We start from the raw sequence: 24,680 nt of genomic DNA on the forward strand, positions 1-24,680 counted from the left end.
TAAATTTTTAATGTTAAGTTTTAAGTTGACTTGTCTTAACTATTTTTGTTAGAATTTTTATAATTTGATTTATTTCATCAAGATGAGAAGATAAGTTTATGTTAACTAAATCACTTTCATTTAATAACCGCAGCCAATATCTTGTTTCTCTAGCTTCTTTTGAAGCAATTGCCATTTTAGAAATGAAATCCTTTTTAGATTGCGCCGCACCAGCCTCCGCAACATTAGCACCAATACTTGTAGCAGAACGCAAAATTTAATCAGCAAAAACATATTCCTTAGATTCTCTCAAGAATTTTACAAGTTGTATGATTTTAAGTGCAAATTGAAAACTACGTTCTTCAATCATATTTATTTATAATTTAACACTTAAAATTTATCATTTCTTACGCTTTTCGTTCTAGATCACTCATTACATCTACCAATGCAGCAACACCTTCCATTGTCATAGCATTGTACATACTAGCTCTATAGCCTCCTACACTTCTATGTCCGTTTACGCCACTTATACCAGCTTCTTTCCACATAGCATCAAATGTTTCTTTAAGATCTTCATCTACTAAAGAAAAAGTAGCATTCATCATAGATCTATCTTCTTTTGCAGCAAATCCTTTAAAAAGAGGGTTTAATTCTATTTCGGAATAGATGAGATTTGCTTTTTTCTCGTTTTGTTCTTCAATTGCCGCAATTCCACCTAATTTCTTCAACCATCTTAATGTTAGCATAGAAGTATAAACTGCAAATACAGGAGGAGTATTAAACATACTACTCTTACTAATATGTACTTTATAATCCAGCATAGATGGGATTTGTCGTTCTATTTTCCCAAGAATATCTTCTTTAACAACTACTAATGTAGTTCCTGCTGGACCCATATTTTTTTGTGCTCCGGCATAGATCAAACTAAATTTTGAGAAATCTAATTGTCTGGAAAATATATCGCTACTCATATCACATACTAGAGGTGCATTGATAGTTGGAAAATCTTTGATTTGTGTTCCAAAAATAGTATTGTTACTAGTACAATGTAGATAATCTAAATCTTCGGGTACATCATATCCTTTAGGAATGTAATTGTAATTTGCATCCTTAGAAGATGCAACTTCTACAACCTCTCCAAAAATTTTAGCCTCTTTGATTGCTTTATCACTCCAGCTACCAGTATTAATGTATCCGGCTTTTGATTGTAATAAATTGTATGCAGTCATTAAGAATTGAGTACTAGCTCCTCCTTGAAGAAAAAGTACTTTATATCCTTTACCTTCTAAGCTTAGTAATTCTAAAGCCAAACTGCGGGCTTCATCCATTACATCTACAAAATCCTTACTACGATGTGAAATCTCCAAAATGGATAGCCCAGAATCGTTAAAATCTAATACAGCCTGGGATGCTTCTTTGAATACTTCTTGTGGTAGAATACAAGGTCCTGCGCTAAAGTTGTGCTTTTTCATCAGTAGTTTTTATTGTTTTTTATTAATTACTTTTCTTGTTATTTTCCGGCTCCTTAAACCAGTAAGAAAAAACACCACAAAGGTGCTAATAATCTAAAACAAAATCATTGTCAAAATGATAAATTATTTAGTCAATTTTTGTTAAAAATTCAATAACATCAACATTATCTGCGTAATCTGATAGAGAAGGGTGTTGTGTGGTTCCGAAATCAATGCTATCATCAGAAAAATTATCACCGACTATGCATTGTATAGCTTCTTTATCAGCTTCGAATTTTTGTAATAATTCCTCTTTTGATGTATATGTCTCATAAAACAAAGTTGCAATAGGTGAGCTGTAACTTTCATCCTCTTTAAGCATTAGGAAACCATTGTCTAATAACTTAAAATTACTCATTAAATACACGGCCTTATTGTAATCATAATTGTTGGCATATTTAGCTCCATTAATGATATCATTGTATTCATAAATAGATTTAAAAAATAAGTCAAAATCATAGCCTTCTGGTACCATAAGTTTAGAAACACTTCTACAACCTAAGCCATAATATCTAAAAACATCCTCACCTAATGCTGCTAATTGTTCTTTGGACTCATTTCCGGTCAATACGGCTATAGAATTTCTATTTTTACGTATAATATTGGGTTTGTTGCCAAAATAATGTTCGAAATAGCGAGCTGTATTATTACTTCCTGTAGCAATGATAGCATCAAAATCCGTGAATCTTTCTTCAGTAAAAGAAATGCATTTTTCAAATCTTGGTTCAATTGCAATAAGATATGAGGCCAGATACGGAAGTAATTGATTATCGTTTGAGGATTGTTTCACTAAAATATTATGCCCACTTATGAGTACCGAAATGAAGTCATGAAATCCAACTAAAGGGATGTTACCGGCCATAATGATCCCGATTGTTTTAGTCGTTATGGTATCTAAAGAATAAGATGACAACCATTGTTCTAAATTATGTTTTGTAAGCGTCTTACTCCATTGTGATAATGAAAACACGATATTTTCTTCTGTAAACCAACCATTATGGTGTTTAGCAGATTCTATTTTTTGAATCATTCCATCAAAAAAATCTTCTTGATGCTTGATGTTGCTAATCTTCTCATAACCAGTGTTTTTGAATTGACTTAAGAACCTACCTAATTCAGAAAAAGCGACTATTCGATCATTTAATACCATTTCTAATTTGTTTATCACTAGTTTACGGGTTATTTTTGTGATGCAAATTTAGAATAAAAAAAGCTATGGCAATTATAATAACGGACGAATGTATAAACTGTGGTGCATGTGAACCAGAATGTCCGAATACTGCGATTTATGAGGGTGCGGATGACTGGAGATATGCAGATGGAACTGATTTAGAAGGAGATGTAGTGCTTCCTGGAGGCAAAGCCATTAATTCAGAAGAAGCTCAAGAACCGGTTAGCGATGAGATTTATTATATTGTACCCGATAAATGTACAGAATGTAAAGGTTTTCATGAAGAACCTCAGTGTGCTGCGGTATGTCCTGTAGATTGTTGTGTACCGGATGAAGATGTGGTTGAAACAGAAGAGTTTTTATTACAGAAACAGGCATTTATGCATAAAGAATAACAAACTATTTTATAGATACTTATTATAAACCTGTCTGTTTAGACAGGTTTTTTTATACTCGTTTTTTAAATTTTAGTATTTTCGTCAAGAATTTAACCTCAAATCTAAACATGAAATTATGAAAAAATTAATATTCTTTATCTTATTCACTGTTATTTCCTTTTCTTCTTATGGACAATATCGCTGGGAAGTAACGGGTGGTATAACAAGTTCTAGTTTAAACGTTGAAAATTCTGATAATAATCGTGGTGTTGGTTTTCATTTTAATGCAGGATATGGATACATAATGGGTGTTCGAGCCAAAACAAGTATTGTTTTTTCTGTTGAAATTTTACAGAGAAATAGTGAAGTTATAACGAATCTTCCTGGAGGAACAATTACTTCGGATTTTAAAACATTGCAAGTAGGTTTTAATCCTAAATTCAGGTATTTGTTCGGTAGAGGTAAAGATCGTTTTAGACCTTTTATTAATGTTGGTCCTTCTTTTAGGCTAAACACTGGTGTAGAATTCGGTGGTGTAGATTTAGAATCTGATCAATTCGAACAATTAGTCATTGGTGGAGTATATGGTCTGGGTTTTTCTCAGATGGTAGGAGAGATGTTTGATATTTTTTTCGAAGCTGGTGCGATGAATGATTTTACAGACAATTTAGTTGATGTAGATAGTAAATTCTTTGATATCTATGCCCGAGTAGGAGTTCGTTTCAGGATTTATGATGCTAGACGATAAAATAGAATAAACCTGATATTAGTTAAGATCCTGCTTCGGCAGGATTTTTTTATACAATTATATTTAATTTTTTGTAAATTAGTTACTTACAAATACATCTAAAAGAATATTAATATGCCAAATTGGGGATACATAGCAATTATTATTCTTGCATTTTATATTGTAGCTAGTGTAGCATTGTATTATTTGCAGGAATATTTTATTTTCAAACCAGAAAAATTAGACAAGGATTTTGAATTTCATTATAACAATCAAGTTGTAGAGGAATATAATCTGGAAACTAGAGATGGCGCTATAATAAATGGGCTTCATTTTAAGGTTGAAGATCCTAAAGGAGTTGTTTTGTATCTTAAAGGGAATTCCAAGAGTATAAAAGGTTGGGGTAAGTTCGCAGTTGATTTTACCAGACACGGGTATGATGTATGTATGTTAGATTATCGCGGATTTGGAAAAAGTACTGGCAGACGTTCTTTTAAAGCTATAAAAAGAGATCTTCAATTTGTTTATAATAAATTAAAAGAAAAAGTAGACGAAAAGTACATCATTCTATATGGCAGATCTATGGGATCTGGTTTTGCAACAAAATTAGCTTCTATCAATAACCCCAAAATGTTAATTCTTGATGCACCTTATTATAGTTTGAGTAAGGTAGCAGGTAAGTTTATTCCTTTTATGCCTGTCTCTTTAATTATGAGATACCCAATACCTACTTATAAGTGGTTAAAATATGTGAATTGTCCTATACACATCATTCACGGGACACAGGATAAATTAATCCCTTTTAAGTCTAGTATTAAATTGTCAAAGATAAAACCAAAACTTACCCGATTGTATACGGTTATTGGTGGAGGTCATAAAAACCTAAATAATTTTGAATCCTATCATAAGATGCTAGGGGAAATTATTAATTCGAAGATGAGAAAAATAAATCTCTCTAATACTAGCATTGGTGTAAGACATTCTGAAAAAAAAGTAAATGTCCAAGCTTAAAAAAGTCCTAATATGGACATTGATAATATATTTTATGGTATTAGGGTTATTAAGTTTCTTTCAGCATAAAATTATTTTTCAGCCTAAAAAACTTCCCGAAAATTATACATTTCAATTTGATCATCCTTTTGAAGAATTTTTTCTGGAGACTACAGATGGTGAACGATTAAATGCCATACATTTTAAAAACAAAGACCCTAAAGGAATAATCTTGTATTTTCATGGGAATAAAGGAAGTTTATCCAGATGGGGTAATATAACGGCTTTTTTTGCTAAAAAACAATACGATGTGATCGTAATGGATTATAGAAGTTATGGAAAGAGTACAGGTGTAATAACAGAAGAAAATTTATACAACGATGCTCAGTTATTTTATGATTATACATTAAAACTATATAAAGAGGATCAGATAATAGTATATGGTAGATCTTTGGGAACAGGTATTGCTACAAAAATTGCATCAACCAACCAACCAGGTAATTTAATATTAGAAACTCCATATAATACCATGGAAGAAGTAACTTCTCATTGGTTACCGATGTTTCCCGTAAAAAGTATATTAAAATTTAAGTTTACATCAAATGAGTTTATACAAAAAGTAGCGTGTGATGTTACCATTTATCATGGTACTGACGATGGAGTAGTACCTTATGCATCTGGTAAAAGATTGTTTGAAAATATACCTATACGAGAAAAGAGAATGATTACTATTGAAGGCGGATCACACAATGACTTGATAAACTTTGAAGAATATATAGGAACTATTGATAATGTGTTAGAGAAAGATTCTAACGAAAACCGGAATGTCACTTCGAGCGAAGTCGAGAAGTAGTTATTTATAGTTAATAAAATAATACATTTCGATTCCGCTCCACGTGACAGTAATTTATTTAGAAATTAAAATCTAATCTAGCATAGTAATATGCACCACTGAATCCCATTTGCACAGAATCCCAGTATCCACCAGCTTCCGTTTCTCCATCATCTTGTTGGTCTGGATATTCATTAGTAATATTATTTCCACCTATAGTAATCTTTAGGTTTTCAGATAGTTTATAACCTACTGTTAGATCAGCGGTTATTTTTGCACCGTATTCATCCTCTGCGTCGGTGAAATCAACTAAAGTGATATCACTAAAACGAGTCATACCAAGACCTGCATTAAATTTATCGTTATTATAATTTAAATTTAGAGCAAATTTACTTCTTGGAGCTGATGCTAATAAAAATGCTTGCTCTCTTTTCCCGAAGAATATACTTTGATCTAGATCATCAGATTTTATATCAGTGATGTACATATTATTAACATTTCCAGCTAATAGGGCAGATAATGTTCCAAAATCATAATTACTTTTCCAAGAAAGCACAACATCCAATCCTACAGTTTCTGTATCAACACCGTTGGCAAAGAATTGAGCTTCATTAACGTTATCAATTTCTGTAGCTTCAAAAGTTCCCGTAAGTACAATACGATCCTTGATATCAATGTAATATCCATCTACTGTAGCAGAAAAATCACCTAATTTAGCAGTTACTCCGATAGAACCATTTATAGAGGTCTCTTCTTCTAATCGATCAATTCCGAATGAAGCGGTTACGGGACTATTGTTTGGAGATAACAACGTTTCCGTAGCAACACCACCTTGAAAATCTGTAAATCTTAGGTTGTAATAGATTTGTGCTAAGGATGGCGCTCTAAATCCTGTACTTACAGAACCTCTAATGTTGATATTATCAGAGGCTTTTACTCTAAATGCGAGTTTTCCATTAATAGTACTTCCAAAATCACTATAGTTTTCAAATCTTGCAGCTCCAGCTAACAAAAAAGAATCAGTAATGTCTAATTCTGCATCAGCATATAGAGACAGGTTAGATCTGGATCGATTAACTTCATTGCTTGGCCCATAACCAGGAAACCCTTGAGAACCACCTGGTCTTTGAATTGCTAAAGCGTCAATACGTTGTCGATCACCTGGATTCGTGACAACAACTAATGGGAAATTACCATTAGCGTCAGCAACATCGGAATAGGCTACATAATCACCATTAATATTTTGAGCAAAACCATCAGTATCAATAAACAAATCTGTTAATATTTCATCTCCGAAAGTGTCAAAATTTGTAGCTACAAAATTACCATTAGGTCTCCAATAGGGTAAATTTCTAAAATTAGTACTTGGAGTCACTATTTCTCCATTTGTGTCAAATGTTCCGTATGATCCTGCTTCTCCAGCAAAAATTATAAAGTTTTCAGTTCTATATTCGGCTCCAAAAGCTAGGTTCAAACCTTTGGCTAGTTTTGGATAATACTTAGAGAAGTCTAAGTTAAGAGTGTTTTGACTTAAACTATGTCCTCCAGCGTCAAATTCTGTAGGAGAGTTATCTTGTAAAGAAGCGTTTAGCGTACCTTTAATGAAATAATGGAAATTGTTTTTCCCCCATGTATTGCTAAGATCAATTTTCCAGCCACTGTCTGTTTCAGTTCTTACACCGGCAGAAATAGAATTGTCTATAATATTAGAAGTAATTCTTGGTGTAAAACCATTAGGATAAATTTCAGTTACAACACGTTCACCACCGTTACGGGTAAAAGCAAATGCGTCTGTATCTCTATAGTTTCTGCCTCCAAATACATATAGTTCAGTTTTATCTGATAACGGAATACTAGCATTAGCAAAGAAATTAAAGCCATCTATTGCTGCTTCACCAAAACCTCTTCTGAAATCAAATCCTGGTCTAAGCGTTTTGTTTTTACTTACATATTCTGTGGTAAAATTGATATACCCCTTTTCTCCAATACCAACTCCGTAATTAGCAGTTACTTTTACAGAACCACCATCCAGACTTTTATCATCTGCTAGTCTGTTACCATCATTTTCAGTATCTAAACGATTACCATCAGTATTTGGAGTTCCATCAGGAAAATCTCCTTTGGCATTTGTATTGTATGCACCGTAGCTTATGCTACCACTAAGTTTATCAATATTATCTTTTAAAACTATATTAATAACTCCAGCTATAGCATCAGAACCGTATTGCGCAGCAGCACCATCTCTTAGAATTTCGATTCTTTTAATAGAAGTTGCGGGAATCGTATTAAGATCGGTTCCAGAATTTCCTCGACCTCTAGTACCAAAGATATTGATAAGAGAAGAGCTGTGTCTTCTTTTTCCATTGATTAAAACTAATGTCTGATCAGGGCCTAAACCTCGTAAACTGGCAGGATCAATATGGTCAGCACCATCAGAACCAGATTGTTTATTAGCATTAAATGAAGGAGCAGAATACTGTAATAGTTCATTGATTTCTATTTTACCACTTTTTGTGACAATATCTTGCATATCGATAATATCTACAGCTACCGGAGTATCAGTAGCCGTACGTTTTGGACTTCTGGACCCTACTACAATGATTGTGCTAAGCGCTTCTCCTTCTAAAAGAACAACATCAATCTTGTCGTTGGTACCTACGGGAATTTCTTGAGTTTGGAAACCTATAAAGCTAAACACCAAGGTGGCATTTTCATCAACGGCAATGGTGTAATTTCCATCATCGTCGGTTGTAGTACCTTTATTAGAACCTTTCTCTACAATATTGACAAAAGGTACGGGTGATCCTGAAGTGTCTGTTACTGTTCCTGTAACAATGCGTTGGCTAAATCCTAAACTTGTGAATAAGCCAAATAAAATGAGTGTGAGTTTTTTCATGTAAATATATTTATTGGTTTGGAATAAAGATATTCAATAAATTCAAAACTTATGTTTAGTAATCATATTTATTGCAAGTTGCCCTTTAGCGTTGTACGTTGTTGATGATTTTTAGTTTTTAATGGATTGTTTTTGCGAATTTCTCGGCAGATAATAATTTATCTGGAATAAGTTAAATTGGTTAACCAAAAAGAAACGAATACTATTTTGATATAAACGAATTCTATTTTTAAAAGATCGTTTTTGTACGATAACAGATAATCTTACTAAGTGTTCCTTATTTTTAAGGTGTAAAAGTTTAATTCTTCTTCATTGATAGTTTCTTTTGATTAGATCAGGTTGCTGACAGCTATTAGTTTTGGTTAGTAATACTATTTTCATATTTGATTTAACATGTTATTTGGTTTTATGTTAAAAATTTGATTATTAGATATTTTTTTGTGGAATAAATTACGAAAACGTTTGCGGGCTCTGTATAAATTATTATCATTGCATAATTATTGGTTAACCAATTTTATTATTGGTAATCCAATTTAATCGAATCGATAATTTTGGGAAAAGCGTAAATATTTTAAAAAAAATTACTAACAAATGAAAAAATCACCAATTATTAGGGGAAAGTTGTCTTATTTATCATGTATCACTACGTTCTTATTGTTACTATTTATTTCAGCAGTAAGCTGTACCAATGAACAAATTGAAGATGAACTCTTAGAAGGAATTAAAGATGATTCTGAAATAAAGGCCTCCGTACCCATTCAAAACCCAGGATTCGAATCAGGCGAAGTAAGTTGGGGGGATAATGCTAAATACGCTATCTCTGGTGATGAGCACTCCGGATCTAAAGCAGGTAAAGTTACTAGCTCTTCAGGTAGGATAGCACAAACTGTAAGTGTAAGCCAAAACACTGATTATATACTAAAAGCTTGGGTTAATGGAAATGGAAAACTTTCCATAGGTGGTCAAACTAATGATTTTAATACTAGTAGCTATGAAGAAATTACTGTTGCATTTAATAGTGAAAGTTCATCTTCAGTCACGATTTTAGGTACTAGAGATAGTGGAGATGTTCGTTTTGATGATTTTACATTGGATAGTTCTGAATTGGGAGGTCCAACTGAATCAGGCAAGATTATACCAATAAGTGTTTCTGCTAATGGAAATCAAACTGGTTATGGACCAGAAAAGACAATAGATGGAGAAATTGAAAATACGGAATCAAGATGGTCTTCTAACGGATATACTGGTAAATATATTACCTACGATCTTGGTGCTACAAAAACAGTATCAAGTTTAAAAATAGCTTGGTTTAAAGGTGATGAAAGAAGAGCATATTTTAAAATTAGAGTGGGTAATTCGACATCTTCCTTAAATACAGTATTTAATGCAAAAACAGATGGGAGTAGTGGTACTACTGAAGGTTTAGAAACTTATAATTTTGATAATGTAGCGGCTAGATATGTAAGAATTTCTTGTTTCGGTAATTCTAGCAGTAGTTGGAATAGTATCATAGAAACAGAAATTTATGGAGAAGGTGGCGACCCTGGAGATACAACTCCTCCTGGGCCAGTTTCTGGATTAAGCGCAACAGCTGGTAATGGTTCTGTAGCTTTAAATTGGAATAATCCAGGAGACACTGATTTTAATAACGTACATATTACATATGAAGGAGGAGCGGTAACTTCTTCAGGAGAAAGCGTAACTATTAATAACTTGGTTAATGGTACTTCTTACACATTTACTGCAGTCACAGTGGATAATTCCGGCAACGTTTCTGCTAGTAGAGTTATAAATGCAACACCACAAGGTCCACCACCAGGAGGAAGTGCAGCTAGTATTATTGGTCCTGGATGGAAGTTAAATGGATTTTCAGGTTCTTTAGATATTGGTAGTAGTGACAATGGATTAGATTATGAAGATAATGCTAGTAAAAATGAAAGTCATTTTTTCTTTGAGAAAGATGGATATGCTGCATTTAGATGTTATCCTGGCAATCCTTCTTCTGGAGGATCTAGTAATCCAAGATCCGAATTGAGGGAGGTTATAAATGGAGGAGACGATTATTGGAATGGCAATACAAATACAGAGTACTCTATGAAGTGGAGATTTAAAGTAGAAAATTTACCACCTTCCGGTAAATTAGCGTTTGGTCAAATTCATGAGAGAAATGATTTTTATGATGATGTCATAAGAGTTCAAGTACAAGGAGATGCTGGTCAAAGTTCTGGAAGAGTAGACTTGAGAATATTAGGATATGTAACTGAGAAAGTTGAAGATCGTGAAGGAAGAACAATTGATTTTGATATGCAGTTGGATACAGAGTATTATTTTGAATTAACGATGAGTAATGGAGTTGTTACTTTATACAATCTAGGGAATAATGGGAATAGAATAGAAGAGTTATTTAAATCTATCGACATAGGTAATGCGGATGAAAACTATTTTAAGGCAGGATGTTATTTACAATCAACAAGTAGTAGTCACGAAAGTTCTAGTGATTATGGTCAGGTATTGATTAGAAATTTAGTTGTATCTCCCGATAATTAATTTTATAGAAATAGTTTATATACTAAAGATTGGACCACCTAAATAAATTTAGGTGGTCTTTTTTTATGGTATTAATACCTTTTAGTATATCCAACAATATGTAAAACTTAACTAATAAATTTAAAAGCGAATATAAATATCATTTTGATAAAAAATATGGCTTAAAAACACACTTATAGTTAATATTTTAACACTATAATTGGTTAAAATTCAAAAAAACTTACGAAAACGTTTGAGTTGTGTTAATAAATTACTAATATTGCTACAACTAAATTGGTTAACCAATTATTTTATTGGATAACCAAATATTTAACACAAATAATATTAATAATTAAATTTCACTATTATGAAAACTTATGTAAACCACAGAATTAAGGTGTTTTTACCTTTTTTTGTCAAAACTTTCTTGTTGCTAACCTTTGTAGCCTTCATTTCTTGTGAATCAGAAGAGTTAGTGAATTCCACAGAATCTGATTTAGAAGAAGATGTTTTCCAAAAAGCAACCCCAGTTGCAGGGAAAACTTATTATTTGAGAAATAAAAAAAGTGGATTGCATATGGATGTAGCTAATAAAAGTAATAATAATGGAGCTAATGTCCAACAATGGGGTAACGCAAGTGGTACTCATAGGCAATGGCAAATTATTAGTGTTGGTAGCGGTTATTATAGACTTAAGGGCATAGATAGCGGTAAGTCACTTACTGTTAAAGACGGAAGCAATAGCAATGGGGCTAATATTGAATCAAGAGCTTATAATGGGAGTAGTCATCAAGAATGGCAAATTATTAGTGTTGGTAGTGGATATTATAGGCTGAAATCTCGTGATAGTGGAAAATCTATAGGTGTTGCAGGAGGAAGTACCTCTAATGGTGCAAACGTAGAATCACGTTCTTGGAATGGTAATGATAAATTCAGATGGTTTTTCACTGAAGTAGGAGGTACGCCACCACCACCTCCACCAACAGGAGGAACTGCAGCTAGTATTATAGGAAGTGGTTGGAAATTAAACGGTTTTAGTGGTAATCTCAATGTAGGTAGTAATGATAACGGATTGAATTATGCAGATAACGCAAGTACAAATGAGAGTCATTTCTTTTTTGAAAATAATGGATATGCAACATTTAGATGTTATCCAGGAAACCCAACTTCTGGAGGATCATCTAATCCAAGATCAGAGTTAAGAGAACTAGTAAATGGAGGAAGTAATTATTGGGATGGAACTACCAATACAGAACATTCTATGAAATGGAGATTTAAGATAGAAGACCTTCCACCATCGGGGAAACTATGTTTTGGTCAAATTCATGAAAGAAATGATAGTTATGATGACGTTATCCGTGTACAAGTCCAAGGTAACAGTGGACAAAATTCAGGTTCGGTAGACCTTAGGATTTTAGGTTATGTAACAGAAGAAATAGAAGGTTCAGGAAGAACTATCGATTTTAATATGAATATGGATACTGAGTACTATTTTGAGTTAACAATGAGAAATAGTGTAGTGAGATTATATGAGTTAAACAATAGTGGTAGTAGAGTAAGAACATTGTTTACTTCTGTTAATATAGGAGATGCAGATGAGAATTATTTCAAAGCAGGGGCGTATTTACAATCAACCAGCAGTAGCCATTCTAGCTCTAATGTATATGGACAAGTAGCAATTAAAAACCTTAGCGTTAACTAGGCTAAAGTCATTTTCTCTTATTGAATATAACAAAAGTAGTGCTGAATATTAGATAGATTAATAACCAAAAATGACCCGATATTTTTATATTGGGTCATTTTTTATAATATATAATTTAAGATATCACGAGCTTATCACTAAAGAGTTCTTTTTTATAGACTAAAACTATAATTATTATACATTGCATGGACTATCCCAGGACATTTCGCATAATCCGCCGTTTAGTGGAGAAGGTATCCAGCTAATTCCTCCGCATGCTCTACATTCTTCTAAAGTTTGAGGGAAATAACCGCCGTTAATTGTTTGTTGTTGCCTTTTGTCTAAAGTCTGAACATCATTTAAATTTAAAATACTTTGTAACATTTTACTTAATTTAAGGATTAAGCAATAAAGTTATTTAATAAGCTGTCAAAGGTTCCCACCCGTTTCGGGTAGTTTTTGATACAATAAGTATTTAATAGACTTAAAATTACAACCTACTTTAATTTGTATGTCAACGTTACAATAGCATCTGTAGAAGAATCGTACGTTTCTAGGATTAGGTTTTTGTTTTCATCAAAGTGTCCCAGACAATTATCTTTTGGTCCCGTATTTACTAAATAGTACCCATTAGAAATAGGTTTAGCTTTAGATGTTTTTTCGCCTTTTTCATCAATGAGTGTTAATATATAGCCTGAGCCATCAGAGATACTGCTATATATTTTTTCATTAGAAGTCGTTCCAGAGTTTTTAACAGATACCTTTTGCGGTGTATAAACAGCAGTTCTATTAGTTTCGCCATCTTCTTCATCAGGACTTAGTTTTACTTCACTTTTTTTAGTAATCACCTGTTGTTGTTTGATTACTTTTTCTTCGCCATTAGCGCCTTTAATTCTAATTATTTTAGTTACTACTTCTTCAGAAGTATTTTCTTTAGCTTTCGTTTCCTCTGCTTTCTCTTTCTCTTCTTTTTTGTCTTCAGATTGCGCATAGTTTATACAGGTGCACAAGAAAAGCATAATTGTTACTAAATTTCTTAGTGTTTTCATTGGTTTGTTTATTTGGTATTGTAAAATTACGAAAAAGTAATAAAATCATTCTATAGTGATTAAATTATAAGAATAATTACTGTTGTAAACGGGATTGAACATATTTACTTTTAATTATAATCTCTTTACGTAGTATTTGTATACTATGTGTTAATACTGTTATCTTTGCATTCTCAAAAATTTGAGCAAATATCATATTAGCTCTTATACATACATAAATATGAAAGCAGGAATAGTTGGATTACCAAATGTAGGAAAATCAACACTTTTTAATTGTTTGTCTAATGCAAAGGCGCAAAGTGCTAACTTTCCATTTTGTACGATTGAACCAAATATAGGTGTTGTAAATGTACCTGATCCAAGATTAGAAAAACTTGAAGAATTAGTAAATCCTGAGCGCGTTCTACCAGCTACTGTAGAGATTGTGGATATTGCAGGATTGGTAAAAGGAGCAAGTAAAGGAGAAGGTCTAGGAAATCAGTTTTTAGGAAATATTAGAGAGACTGATGCGATTATTCATGTGTTACGTTGTTTTGATAATGATAATATCGTGCACGTTGATGGTTCTATTGACCCAATTCGTGATAAAGAAACTATAGATATAGAATTACAGTTAAAAGATCTTGAAACACTTGAAAAAAAGTTAGATAAGATCAAACGAGCCGCAAAAACGGGTAATAAAGAAGCTCAGAAAGAAGAAGCAGTATTACTGAAATTAAAAGAAGGCTTAGAAGCTGGAATGTCTGTAAGAGCAATTGAAGTTTCTGAGGATGATCATCTAGCGTTTGTAAAACCGCTGCAATTTATTACAGATAAACCGGTATTATATGTTTGTAACGTAGACGAAGATGCTGCTGTTGATGGAAATGATCACGTAAAAAGAGTAAAAGAAGCGGTTTCATCAGAGAATGCAGAAGTAATTATTCTGGCCGTTGGGACCGAAGCAGATATAACAGAGCTTGATGATTATGAAGAAAGACAAATGTTTCTTCAGGATATGGGATTAGAAGAGCCTGGAGCATCTGTATTGATTCGTGCAGCGTATAAGCTGTTAAATCAACAAACGTATTTTACTGCAGGAGTAAAAGAGGTAAGAGCTTGGACAATTCCTATTGGTGCTACAGCACCTCAGGCAGCAGGTGTGATCCATACAGATTTTGAAAAAGGATTTATACGTGCAGAAGTAATTAAGTATGATGATTATGTGTCTTATGGTAGTGAAGCTAAAGTAAAAGAAGCTGGTAAGCTTGGAGTAGAAGGGAAAGGATATGTTGTAAGTGATGGTGATGTAATGCATTTCTTATTTAACGTATAATATAAATAAAAGTTTACTTTTTATACAAAACCTCTTAGCTCATTTTCTAGGAGGTTTTTTTGTTGGACATCGTAATTTTTATTGATTCAGAAAAAGAACAGAAAATATTGCTTTTATTTTTATACGATGCAAAAATCTAAACAGATTTCTTTAGGAATTACCTTGGCAATTATTGGTGTGGTTTTATTCTCTGCAAAAGCGGTTATGGTCAAGATGGCATATAAGTATCATATAAGTTCAGAACATTTGTTATTATTTAGGATGTCATTTTCTCTTCCTTTTTATTTCGCTATAGCTGCATTTAATAAACCTGCAAACCCTGAAAAAATAAGAAAAATAGACTATTTGTGGATCATGTTCTTTGGTTTTGTAGGGTATTATTTAGCCAGTTACTTTGATTTCCTTGGATTACAATATATAAAAGCGGGATTAGAACGGATAATTCTATTTGTATACCCAACTTTGGTCATTATCATTTCCAGAATATTTTTAAAAGATAAAATAACAAAACAACAGTTAGTAGCCATAATTATTACGTACATAGGAGTAGTGATTACCTTTTGGCAAGAACTTCAATTAGATACGTCAAACCTTATTTTAGGAGTATCTTTAATTTTTCTCAGTGCTCTTACTTATGCAACCTATTTAGTAGGTAGCGGTTGGTTAATACCTAAGTTTGGAGTTATTGCATTTACCTCGTATGCGATGATTGTATCTTCTTTATGCATAATTTTTCAATATTTAGCTTTTGATAGAGGAAACCTTGTAAGTTATTCTTCAGAAGTATATGTTTTGGGTATTCTGATGGCTTTTTTTTCCACTATAATTCCGTCATATCTCATTTCCTACGCAATAGGAAAGTTAGGGGCTTCAAATGTAGCTATTATAGGTAGTCTTGGACCAATATCTACCATTATACTTGCCTTTTTCTTTTTGGGAGAAAGTTTATCTTCAATACAGATTATTGGTGCTGGCGTAGTGATTTTAGGGATTTATAGTATCACGAAAAAGAGTAAAAAAGCAAAGTAATGGATGAGTGAATCTTTATCTTAACCGGACAAAACCAACGTTTTTCTGTTTTTTTTTAGTAAATTAACCTTAAAGATTAAATACATTTACTGATAGTTGATATCATTGTATTAGAGAAGTTAAGACATTTATAAAAGTTGCATATTTTGAGGAAAATATTACTATTTACATATTTTATATTCTCTATTCCTTATTTGGCCTGCAGTCAGCAAGAATCTAAATTCCCTGTTAATGATAGTCTGCAATATTTAATAGATACCGCTAACAATCTAACCTTCGAGTATAAGATTAAGGAATCTCTTGAATATGCAATTAAGGCAGCTAATTATGCACATGAATTAGATAATGATCATTATAAATCGGAGGCCTATTATTTAATGGCTTATAACTATGAAACACTTGTAGATTATAAAAATGCAGAGCAATATTTCAAAAAATCATTAAAATATGCAGAAGAAGCAAATGATTCATTACTTATATTATGGAACAATAATGGTTTAGGTAATGTGTACTCTGATGGTTATAAAGACCTGGAAGCTTCGCTGGTTTTTTATAGTAAAGCTACCGAGCTTGGAAAGTTGTTAAATGACTCACAAGAATATATGACTCCAGTAATTAATCTTGCTTGGACTTATATAGATGCAAAAGAATTTGATAAAGCTATTCCATATTTAGAGGAAGCGAACAAATTGGTAGTAGAAAATAGGGATATCGAGGGATATTGTGAGGTGTATTATCTTAAAGGTAGACTAGCCTTAAGTCAAAATCAGTATGCAAAAGCAGAAGAATACTTTAAAGAATCTATTCAGATTGCAGAAAAGCATAATATGCTATTAGAGCTTTCCTATCTTTATGAAGCGAGGGCAGAAATGCACGAAAAGAAGGGTAACCTTACAGAAGCTTATAACGATATTAAACGTTTTCAAGAGTATAAAGATCAAGTTTACAATAAGGAAAAACTAAAGCAGATAGAAATTGCCAGAGTTAGTTTTAATGTAGACGAGTATAAAAGAGAATTAGAAGTAACAAAAACTGAAAAGGAGTATCAGACTAAAATGGCAAAAAACAACAGAACGATTAATATTATTTCTGTTGCAGGTTTGATATTTTTATTTGCTACAGCATTTTTCTTATATATAGGATATCGATCAAAGAAAAAATTAAATCGTGTACTGAAAGATAAAAACAAACAACTCGTTGAAGCTAAAGCTGAAGCTGAAAAACTTACCCAAGTAAAATCTCAATTTATATCTACAGTTAGTCACGAACTGAGAACTCCATTATATGGTGTTGTAGGAATAACCTCATTGTTACTTGAGGATAAAGATGTATTAGAGAAACATAGGCAGTTATTAGGGTCATTAAAGTTTTCAGGAGATTATCTTTTAAACCTAATTAATAATGTACTTCAGATAAGTAAAATAGAATCCAATAAAGTAAGATTGGCAAAAACACCTACAAACCTTTTTAAGTTATCACAGAATTTACTGAATTCATTTGAGTATCAAGCAAAAAGTAAAGACAATGAACTTATTCTGGATGTGCCAAATGATCTACCAGATTCTCTTAATGTTGATTCACTTAGATTATCAGAAATTCTGATCAATTTGATTGGAAATGCCTCTAAGTTTACTGAAAATGGAAGAATATGGCTGAGAATCAAAATACTTAATAAAGAAAATAACACCATCTATATTCGTTATGAAGTAGAGGATAGCGGCGTAGGAATTCCTGAGGATAAAAAAGATTATGTATTTGAGAAATTTTCTCAAGTAGATAGAGAGTCTAATAAAGTAGAAGGCACAGGTCTGGGGCTTTCCATCGTAAAAAACCTTTTAGAAATGATGGACAGTAAAGTCTATTTGGAAAGTAATGAAGGACGAGGAGCTAAGTTTTATTTTGACTTAAAATTAGAAATATTAGAAGAAGGAGAAGAACATTCTGTAAATGAACGGAATAATGGTAAAACTAACGTTTATCGTAGGATATTGGTAGCAGAAGATAACAAGATTAATCAAATTGTAACTAAAAATTTATTGAGCTTGATTGGGTATGATTGTATTATTGTAGAAAATGGTTTTAATGCAGTGCAAATGGTTAAAAAAGAAGATTTTGATTTGATATTAATGGATCTTAATATGCCTTATCTAAATGGTAGCGAAGCCACAAAAAGAATTAGAGAATTTGATAAAACTACTCCTATAATAGCACTAACTGCTGCAGAGTTAGGAGAAGTTCAGGAGGAATGCTTAGCTATTGGTATGAATGATATCATTAATAAACCATTAAATAAAAACGATCTTCGAGATATTATTGCTAAAAACTTGCTACCATAATCTGATTCTTGTATTATGTATAAATATAGAAAATCCAGAAAAGTTTACTTTTCTGGATTTTCTATATTTGAGATTATTTATATCTAGTTAGTTCCATCAGATATTGGTGGTTTTCTGTTTTTAACATATTTTTCAAGCCATTGATCTTGTTCCCAAATCAAATGCAAAATTGATTCTTTGGCCCTATATCCGTGACTTTCTTTTGGTAACATGATTAATCTTGCTGTTGCACCTAAACCTTTTAGTGCATTAAAGTAACGCTCACTTTGCAGAGGATACGTTCCTGAATTATTATCTGCTTCTCCGTGTATAAGTAGGAGTGGAGTCTTCATTTTATCTGCATGCATAAAAGGAGACATTGTATAGTACACTTCAGGAGCTTCCCAATAACTACGTTCTTCACTTTGGAAACCAAAAGGAGTTAGGGTTCTATTATATGCTCCACTTCTGGCAATCCCAGCTGCAAAAAGATCAGAATGCGATAATAAATTTGCAGTCATAAAGGCTCCATAAGAATGTCCACCAACTGCTACTCGGTTTCTATCAATGTATCCCAACGCATCCACTGCGTCAATAGCAGCCTTGCCATTGGCAACTAATTGTTTTCTAAAAGAATCATTAGGTTCCTCATCTCCTTCGCCGACTATAGGAAAAGACGCGCCATCCAATACTACATATCCTCGCGTTACCCAATAAATCATAGAACCCCAAAAAGGATACGTAAATTCATTAGGATTAGATGTGGATTGTGAAGCACTGTTTTTATCTTTAAATTCTCTTGGATACGCCCATAAAATCATTGGCATTTTTTCTTTTTTAGATGTATCGTAACCAATAGGCAAGTATAATGTGCCAGACAATTCTAATCCATCTTCTCTTTTGTATTTTATGACTTCTTTATGTACATCCTGTATCGCAGAGAAAGGATTTTTGAAATTAGTAATTTGCTTCAATCCATTTTTAGCATTAATATTTCTAATATAAAAATTAGGGTATTCGTTAGGAGATTCTATACCTACAAGAAATTCTCCTTTTTTAATATTGGTAGCAAAATAAATATTTTCTACTTTATCAGTATAAGAAGATTGATAAACTCTTGTTGTCTTATTATTGCTTAGATTAAGCTTGTCTATAAAAGGAAATTGTCCTTCTTTGGTATAACCATCACCCGTAAGATATACCTGTCCTTTATCAATACTTATAACAGATTTTCCATATTCGTTTCTAGCATTTACAAAGTCTCCAGGATCACTGTATCGGTCTTGATAATTACGATCATAAATTACTTGTGGTTTTTCTGAAGGTTTATTAGGATTAAAAACATATGTTTTCGTGTTTCTGGTATTCCACCAGTAGTCATAAGCAAATGCTACTTCATCAGTGTTACTCCATTGAATACCACTATATCGATTAATCGTTTTTAAAAGCAAAACGGGTTCTTTATCAAAGGGTGCGTCTTGCTGAAAAACTTCATCACGATATTCAACTTTGATATCAGGATCTCCTTTGTCTAAAGCTTCAGCCCAAGTTAATGATGCAGGTTTATCTGCTCTCCAACTCATAGATCTTTTTCCGGTTCTTGTCGCCATAAAACCTTTTGGGCGCACTTCATCAATAGGAACTTGATTTACAACTTTAAAACTTTCTCCTGAACTCTTATAAACAGTAGTTTCCTTCGGAAAGCGGTAATAGGGAACTAAATAAGAAAAAGGCTTTTTGATTTTTGTGATCATAACATATTCTCCGTTAGGGGAAAAAGAAAAATCACTATACATCCCAGCTGATGTCCATTCTTTTTTAGATCCATCTATAGAAACTTTGGAAATTTCTGAAGTAGCTAATTGCTCAAAATTATATTCATCATTTGGATTTTTCAGCAGATCCTGATAGGTTCTGTTTTGTGCTTTTGTTCCTTCACTAACAGAAATTGTAGGACCTTTAGGAACAGTGTTTTGAGTATCAATCAAAGATTCTCTGTTCTTTGGTAAAAACTTCACTAAAAGTGTCGAATTATCTTTAAACCATCTGAAAGGCGAACCCATATTAGCATTCAAAGAAGCATCCGCGATTTTAGTAGCATTAGAAGTATTGATATCTAAAATCCATAATTCTACTCCATTTACTGTAGTATTAGTAAAAGCTGCTTTAGTTTGATCAGGAGACCAGGTTACATAAGTGATTCTTGGATTATCGGGTAGACCAATTACTTGTTTAGCTTCTTTGTCTCCGGTTTTTTTTAATTTAATATTTTTATAATAATTAGCTCTACTAGAAATATTTGTTTTAGGATTAATTCTTAATCCTGCTAATCGCATTTCCTTTTCTGATAACTCTGTAATCGTTTTATAACCATCTCGGTATAAAAATATTAAGTTTTCTCCTTTTTGATCGATTCTAACGGAAGGAGCTAATGTTACGTCTACTAGATCTAAAATTTCCTTTACGGGTTTTTGATAAGGAAGATTCTCTTGTGCGTTAGTAATAGATACTACAAATAGTAGCAATAAAAATGATTTGACGAATTTCATGATATAAAAGGTTAGTTAAGAGTTTACGTGATTAATAATCAAAAATAGAGATTTAATTCTTCAAACATTTGATTTCATAACGTTTTACGGGATAGTACTACCACGAATTCATAAATTTAGGGTAAAATCTGTAGTTTTCTTAAGTACAACTTCTGTTGCCTCTTTATGAGGAGTGTGACCTGCATTTGGTATAATAAGAGATTCAGAATCCCCTGAGGTTTTTTGAATTATACTTAAAACTTGAGCTATCGAGCCATATTCATCGTTTTCTCCTTGAATAATGAGAGAAGGACATTGTATTGCAGGTAGATAACTTTCTATATTCCAATCTTCAAATGAGGGTGAAAGCCAAGTTTCTGTCCACATTCTAAATACATCTTCTGTTTTTTCACCGTGATACCTAGCGAGCTTTTCTTTTAAATTAGTGGTTTCATAAGCAACTTTAGCATCTCTTATTCCTTGCAAAGTTTCTTTTTCTACAAAAACATGCGCTCCTTCAGTAATAATTCCTTTTATTTTTTCTGGATATAAGGAGGCTGTCAGTAATGCAATACTTCCGCCATCACTATGGCCAAAAAGTATTACGTTTTTTAATGCAAGTTGATCTATTAATTTGGATAGTATATCTGCTTCTTTATAAAGATAGTTTTTGTTTCTTTTTAATTCAGAAAAACTATCTGATTTGCCATAACCTTGACGGTCATAAGAAAGTACGTTGCAATTAGTGTGTTTACTTATGTTTTTAGGGAAATCTCTCCAAAGCTCTATGCATCCAAGAGAATCGTGTAGAAATATGATCGTAGAAAGTAAAGGATTAAATGATTCGGGATTGTCAGAAAGCCGTAATCTATTTGTGTCAATTAAAATATCCAAAGTGATATGTAAATAAGTAAATAATTAGCAAAAATAGGTTAAAGTCTATACAAATTATATATTTTGCGCGACCAAAGTTGTAACACTCACTAATTTTTTGCGTCTAGCATAATAAATAATTGAATACATGAAGAACATATTTATTACACTATCCATTAGTCTTTTACTAATTGGATGTGGATCCATTAATCAAGCAAACGACATTGCTTCTAAATTACCAATTGCTACAGAGGTAGATTTAACACAAATAACGGATGATAAAGTTCCCGTTGTAATAAACCCTGGACGTTTTATTCAGGATACAGTAAAATACTATTTACCAAAAGTTGTACAAGGAACATATGCAGTCAGTGATTTTGGAAAATTTGTGGATGACTTTAGAGCATTAGATTATAATGGAGTAGAATTGGCTACAGAAAAAATAGATGCTAATACGTGGTTAATTACGAACGCGAAGCAATTGGATAAAATTGTATATCAGGTCAATGATACATATGATATTGAAAACACAAGTGTAGAAACACCTTTTTCTCCATCCGGAACAAATATAGAGACAGATAATTTTGTATTGAACTTACACGGGTTTATAGGATATTTTAATGTGTTGAAAAATAATCAATATGCGTTAGAGGTAAAAGCACCATCCGATATGCAAAGAACTTCAGCACTGCAGAATGTAGGATCTGAAAAGAATGAAGATGGAACGATAACTACAGATAAGTATTTTGCTGCTAGATATTTTGATATTACAGACAACCCGATGATGTATGGTAAATTAGATGTAGAAGAATTCGAAGTAGGTGGGATTAAAATTGTTTTAAGTGTTTATTCTCCAAATAAAGCGTATACGGCGGCAGGAATTAAAGAAACCGTTTTTAAAATGATGAAGGCTCAAAAAGCGTATTTAGGTGATATTGATAGTACACCTCGATACGATATCTATTTATACCTTGCGCCTCAATCACAAACAGCACCTACAGGTTTTGGAGCGCTGGAACATCATACATCTACAGTGGTTGTGTTACCAGAAGCAATTCCAGAAGATGCGTTGACATCAGCGATGATAGATGTAGTGTCTCATGAGTTTTTTCATATAGTTACTCCATTAAGTGTACATTCTGAAGATGTACATTATTTTGATTATAATGATCCTACTTTCTCTAAGCATTTATGGATGTACGAAGGGGTTACAGAATATTTTGCAAGTGTTTTCCAAATTAATCAAGACTTAGTAGGAGAAGATGAGTTTTATACTAAAATGATGGGTAAGATTGAATCTGCTAGCAGGTATGATGATGCAATGAGTTTTACCGTAATGAGCGAAAATATTCTGAATGAACCGTATGCTAAGAATTATGCTAATGTTTATGAAAAAGGAGCTTTGATAGGAATGTGTATTGATATATTAATGAGAGGAGAAAGTAACGGAAATCGTGGTATTTTATCTCTAATGAAGGAATTATCATTGAAATATGGAAAAAACAAACCTTTTGAAGATGATAAGATTATTGAAGAAATTACTGCAATGACATACCCTTCGATAGGAGAGTTTTTAAAAACACATGTGATTGGTAACACTCCAATTAATTATAATGAGTTTTTTGAAAAAGTAGGACTTTCTATTGGTGTTAAAGATATAGAAACTGATTATGTTAGAAATGGTAGTGCAATTATAGTTGGTGGAGATCAGGATAAAGGAACTATTTTCTTTACAGAATTAGTAGCCGAAAATAGTTTTTGGGCAGATAATGGGGTACAAGCTTATGATGTAATAAAAGAAGTTAATGGAACAAAGTTAACCTTAACGAATGCTAATTCGGTATTGCAAGGAACACTTCAGTGGCAAGAAGGTGATGATGTAGAAGTAAAGTTAGATAGAGCAGGAGAAGAGGTTGTTATAAAAACTAAATTGACAAAATCTTTTACAAAAGGAGAAGTTTTAAGCGATATTGAAACTCCAACAAAAGAGCAATTAGCACTTAGAAACGCTTGGTTAAAAGGATAAGTCTAAGAAAAGATGTAAAGCGAAAAAACGGGTCAATATGCCCCGTTTTTTTGTTTAGTGTTATTGTTTATAAGGAATTTTATCTAAAACATGTTGAATCGCTTCAATTCTTGCTTTTGTTTTTCTATCGGCTTCAATGATAATCCAGGGAGATTTTTTTGTGTTTGTATGTTCGAACATTTTTACCTTATACTTGGTATACTCATCCCATAATTCTTGCGCACTTTCATCTACTCTGGTCATTTTCCATCTTTTAAGAGGACTCATTTTTATATCCTTAAATCTACGTACCTGTTCTTCTTTGGTAATAGAAAAATAGAATTTAATGAGATGGGTATCAGATTCTAATAACATCCTTTCGAAATCATTTACCTGACCCATAAAAGTTTCATATTGTTGTTGCGTGCAAAAATTATTGACAGGTTCTACAACTGCTCGATTATACCAGCTACGGTCAAAAAAAACGATCTCTCCAGGCTGAGGAAGCTGATTGACATACCGCTGAAAATACCATTGTCCTTCTTCTTCTTTTGAAGGTTTAGGTAATGCAATAATGCGAAATTGTCTAGGATTAATATGAGCAGTTATTCTCCTTATTGCCCCTCCTTTTCCAGCAGCATCACGACCTTCAAAAAGTATGACAATTTTCTTTCCGTTTTTCACTGTCCATTCTTGTAGTTTGATTAGTTCTGCCTGTAATTCTTTTAACTGCGTTTCATACTGAGCCATCCGAATTACCTTTTGTAAATCAATCTTTTTATCTGCAAATAGGTATTTCAAACCAATACTGGAGTTTAGCAGCGTTAGGTTTTCTTCAGAAAGATCTATTTGTTTAGCTTTTTGAGTTTCTGACAT

At 32.5% G+C, this 24,680-nt stretch carries 18 protein-coding genes; 10 read left to right on the top strand and 8 right to left on the bottom strand.

The genetic code is table 11. From position 1 onward, the window contains the following. Window positions 1-13: 13 nt before the first annotated feature. From Q0910_RS12025 to Q0910_RS12035, 3 genes are all read right to left on the bottom strand, one after another. The gene (locus tag Q0910_RS12025) at window positions 14-253 is read right to left on the bottom strand and encodes a four helix bundle protein (RefSeq protein ID WP_366142659.1); all 240 of its coding nucleotides are present in this window, start codon (window positions 251-253) and stop codon (window positions 14-16) included. 133 nt (window positions 254-386) lie between these two features. Further along, entirely contained in the window at window positions 387-1,451 is a 1,065-nt protein-coding gene (serC, locus tag Q0910_RS12030; RefSeq protein ID WP_299216546.1) for a 3-phosphoserine/phosphohydroxythreonine transaminase, read from the bottom strand. A 127-nt stretch (window positions 1,452-1,578) separates the two neighbouring features. Next, window positions 1,579-2,640: an acyl-CoA reductase gene (locus Q0910_RS12035; protein WP_299217539.1), complete on the bottom strand. Its 1,062-nt coding sequence runs from the start codon at window positions 2,638-2,640 to the stop codon at window positions 1,579-1,581. Between the two features lie 65 nt (window positions 2,641-2,705). Here Q0910_RS12035 and Q0910_RS12040 point away from each other — a divergent pair, with 65 nt between their 5' ends. The 4 genes from Q0910_RS12040 to Q0910_RS12055 all read left to right on the top strand — a co-directional run bounded on the left by Q0910_RS12040 (window position 2,706) and on the right by Q0910_RS12055 (window position 5,608). Beyond that, window positions 2,706-3,056: a 4Fe-4S dicluster domain-containing protein gene (locus tag Q0910_RS12040; protein WP_118456440.1), complete on the top strand. Its 351-nt coding sequence runs from the start codon at window positions 2,706-2,708 to the stop codon at window positions 3,054-3,056. Between the two features lie 118 nt (window positions 3,057-3,174). Next, window positions 3,175-3,786 carry an outer membrane beta-barrel protein gene (locus tag Q0910_RS12045; RefSeq protein ID WP_299216548.1) on the top strand — a complete coding sequence of 204 codons (612 nt, stop codon included), beginning with the start codon at window positions 3,175-3,177 and terminating at the stop codon, window positions 3,784-3,786. A 114-nt stretch (window positions 3,787-3,900) separates the two neighbouring features. Then, window positions 3,901-4,776: an alpha/beta fold hydrolase gene (locus tag Q0910_RS12050; RefSeq protein WP_299216550.1), complete on the top strand. Its 876-nt coding sequence runs from the start codon at window positions 3,901-3,903 to the stop codon at window positions 4,774-4,776. Continuing rightward, the gene (locus Q0910_RS12055) at window positions 4,763-5,608 is read left to right on the top strand and encodes an alpha/beta fold hydrolase (RefSeq protein WP_299216552.1); all 846 of its coding nucleotides are present in this window, start codon (window positions 4,763-4,765) and stop codon (window positions 5,606-5,608) included. The genes Q0910_RS12050 and Q0910_RS12055 overlap by 14 nt, the downstream gene beginning before the upstream one ends. Window positions 5,609-5,666: 58 nt before the next feature. Here Q0910_RS12055 and Q0910_RS12060 read toward each other — a convergent pair whose 3' ends face one another. Then, window positions 5,667-8,483, bottom strand: a complete 2,817-nt coding sequence (locus tag Q0910_RS12060) for a TonB-dependent receptor (RefSeq protein ID WP_299216554.1) — start codon at window positions 8,481-8,483, stop codon at window positions 5,667-5,669. Between the two features lie 591 nt (window positions 8,484-9,074). On the opposite strand from Q0910_RS12060, the gene Q0910_RS12065 reads away from it, so the two are divergent. Beyond that, window positions 9,075-11,030 carry a polysaccharide lyase family 7 protein gene (locus Q0910_RS12065; protein WP_299216556.1) on the top strand — a complete coding sequence of 652 codons (1,956 nt, stop codon included), beginning with the start codon at window positions 9,075-9,077 and terminating at the stop codon, window positions 11,028-11,030. Window positions 11,031-11,376: 346 nt separating this feature from the next. Next, window positions 11,377-12,711: an RICIN domain-containing protein gene (locus tag Q0910_RS12070; protein WP_299216558.1), complete on the top strand. Its 1,335-nt coding sequence runs from the start codon at window positions 11,377-11,379 to the stop codon at window positions 12,709-12,711. Window positions 12,712-13,187: 476 nt separating this feature from the next. Here Q0910_RS12070 and Q0910_RS12075 read toward each other — a convergent pair whose 3' ends face one another. Further along, window positions 13,188-13,739: a hypothetical protein gene (locus Q0910_RS12075; RefSeq protein ID WP_299216560.1), complete on the bottom strand. Its 552-nt coding sequence runs from the start codon at window positions 13,737-13,739 to the stop codon at window positions 13,188-13,190. A 220-nt stretch (window positions 13,740-13,959) separates the two neighbouring features. On the opposite strand from Q0910_RS12075, the gene ychF reads away from it, so the two are divergent. The 3 genes from ychF to Q0910_RS12090 all read left to right on the top strand — a co-directional run bounded on the left by ychF (window position 13,960) and on the right by Q0910_RS12090 (window position 18,419). Then, window positions 13,960-15,054 (top strand): redox-regulated ATPase YchF, encoded by a 1,095-nt coding sequence (gene ychF, locus Q0910_RS12080; RefSeq protein ID WP_299216562.1) that lies wholly within the window; start codon window positions 13,960-13,962, stop codon window positions 15,052-15,054. 126 nt (window positions 15,055-15,180) lie between these two features. Further along, window positions 15,181-16,083, top strand: a complete 903-nt coding sequence (locus Q0910_RS12085) for a DMT family transporter (RefSeq protein ID WP_299216564.1) — start codon at window positions 15,181-15,183, stop codon at window positions 16,081-16,083. A 146-nt stretch (window positions 16,084-16,229) separates the two neighbouring features. Further along, window positions 16,230-18,419, top strand: a complete 2,190-nt coding sequence (locus Q0910_RS12090) for a response regulator (protein WP_299216567.1) — start codon at window positions 16,230-16,232, stop codon at window positions 18,417-18,419. An 83-nt stretch (window positions 18,420-18,502) separates the two neighbouring features. Here the strand turns inward: Q0910_RS12090 and Q0910_RS12095 are convergent, their stop codons facing one another. Further along, window positions 18,503-20,947, bottom strand: a complete 2,445-nt coding sequence (locus tag Q0910_RS12095; RefSeq protein WP_299216570.1) for a prolyl oligopeptidase family serine peptidase — start codon at window positions 20,945-20,947, stop codon at window positions 18,503-18,505. Between the two features lie 108 nt (window positions 20,948-21,055). After that, window positions 21,056-21,820: an alpha/beta hydrolase gene (locus Q0910_RS12100; protein ID WP_299216573.1), complete on the bottom strand. Its 765-nt coding sequence runs from the start codon at window positions 21,818-21,820 to the stop codon at window positions 21,056-21,058. 127 nt (window positions 21,821-21,947) lie between these two features. Here Q0910_RS12100 and Q0910_RS12105 point away from each other — a divergent pair, with 127 nt between their 5' ends. Continuing rightward, window positions 21,948-23,825, top strand: coding sequence for a peptidase M61 (locus tag Q0910_RS12105; RefSeq protein WP_299216575.1), 1,878 nt, complete (start codon window positions 21,948-21,950; stop codon window positions 23,823-23,825). Between the two features lie 60 nt (window positions 23,826-23,885). On the opposite strand, the gene ppk2 is transcribed toward Q0910_RS12105, so the two are convergent. Next, on the bottom strand, window positions 23,886-24,680 hold the full coding sequence (ppk2, locus tag Q0910_RS12110; RefSeq protein WP_299216578.1) for a polyphosphate kinase 2: 795 nt from the start codon (window positions 24,678-24,680) through the stop codon (window positions 23,886-23,888).

Origin of the sequence: uncultured Aquimarina sp. (assembly GCF_947495315.1) — a bacterium.
In the GTDB taxonomy this organism is placed as follows: domain Bacteria; phylum Bacteroidota; class Bacteroidia; order Flavobacteriales; family Flavobacteriaceae; genus Aquimarina.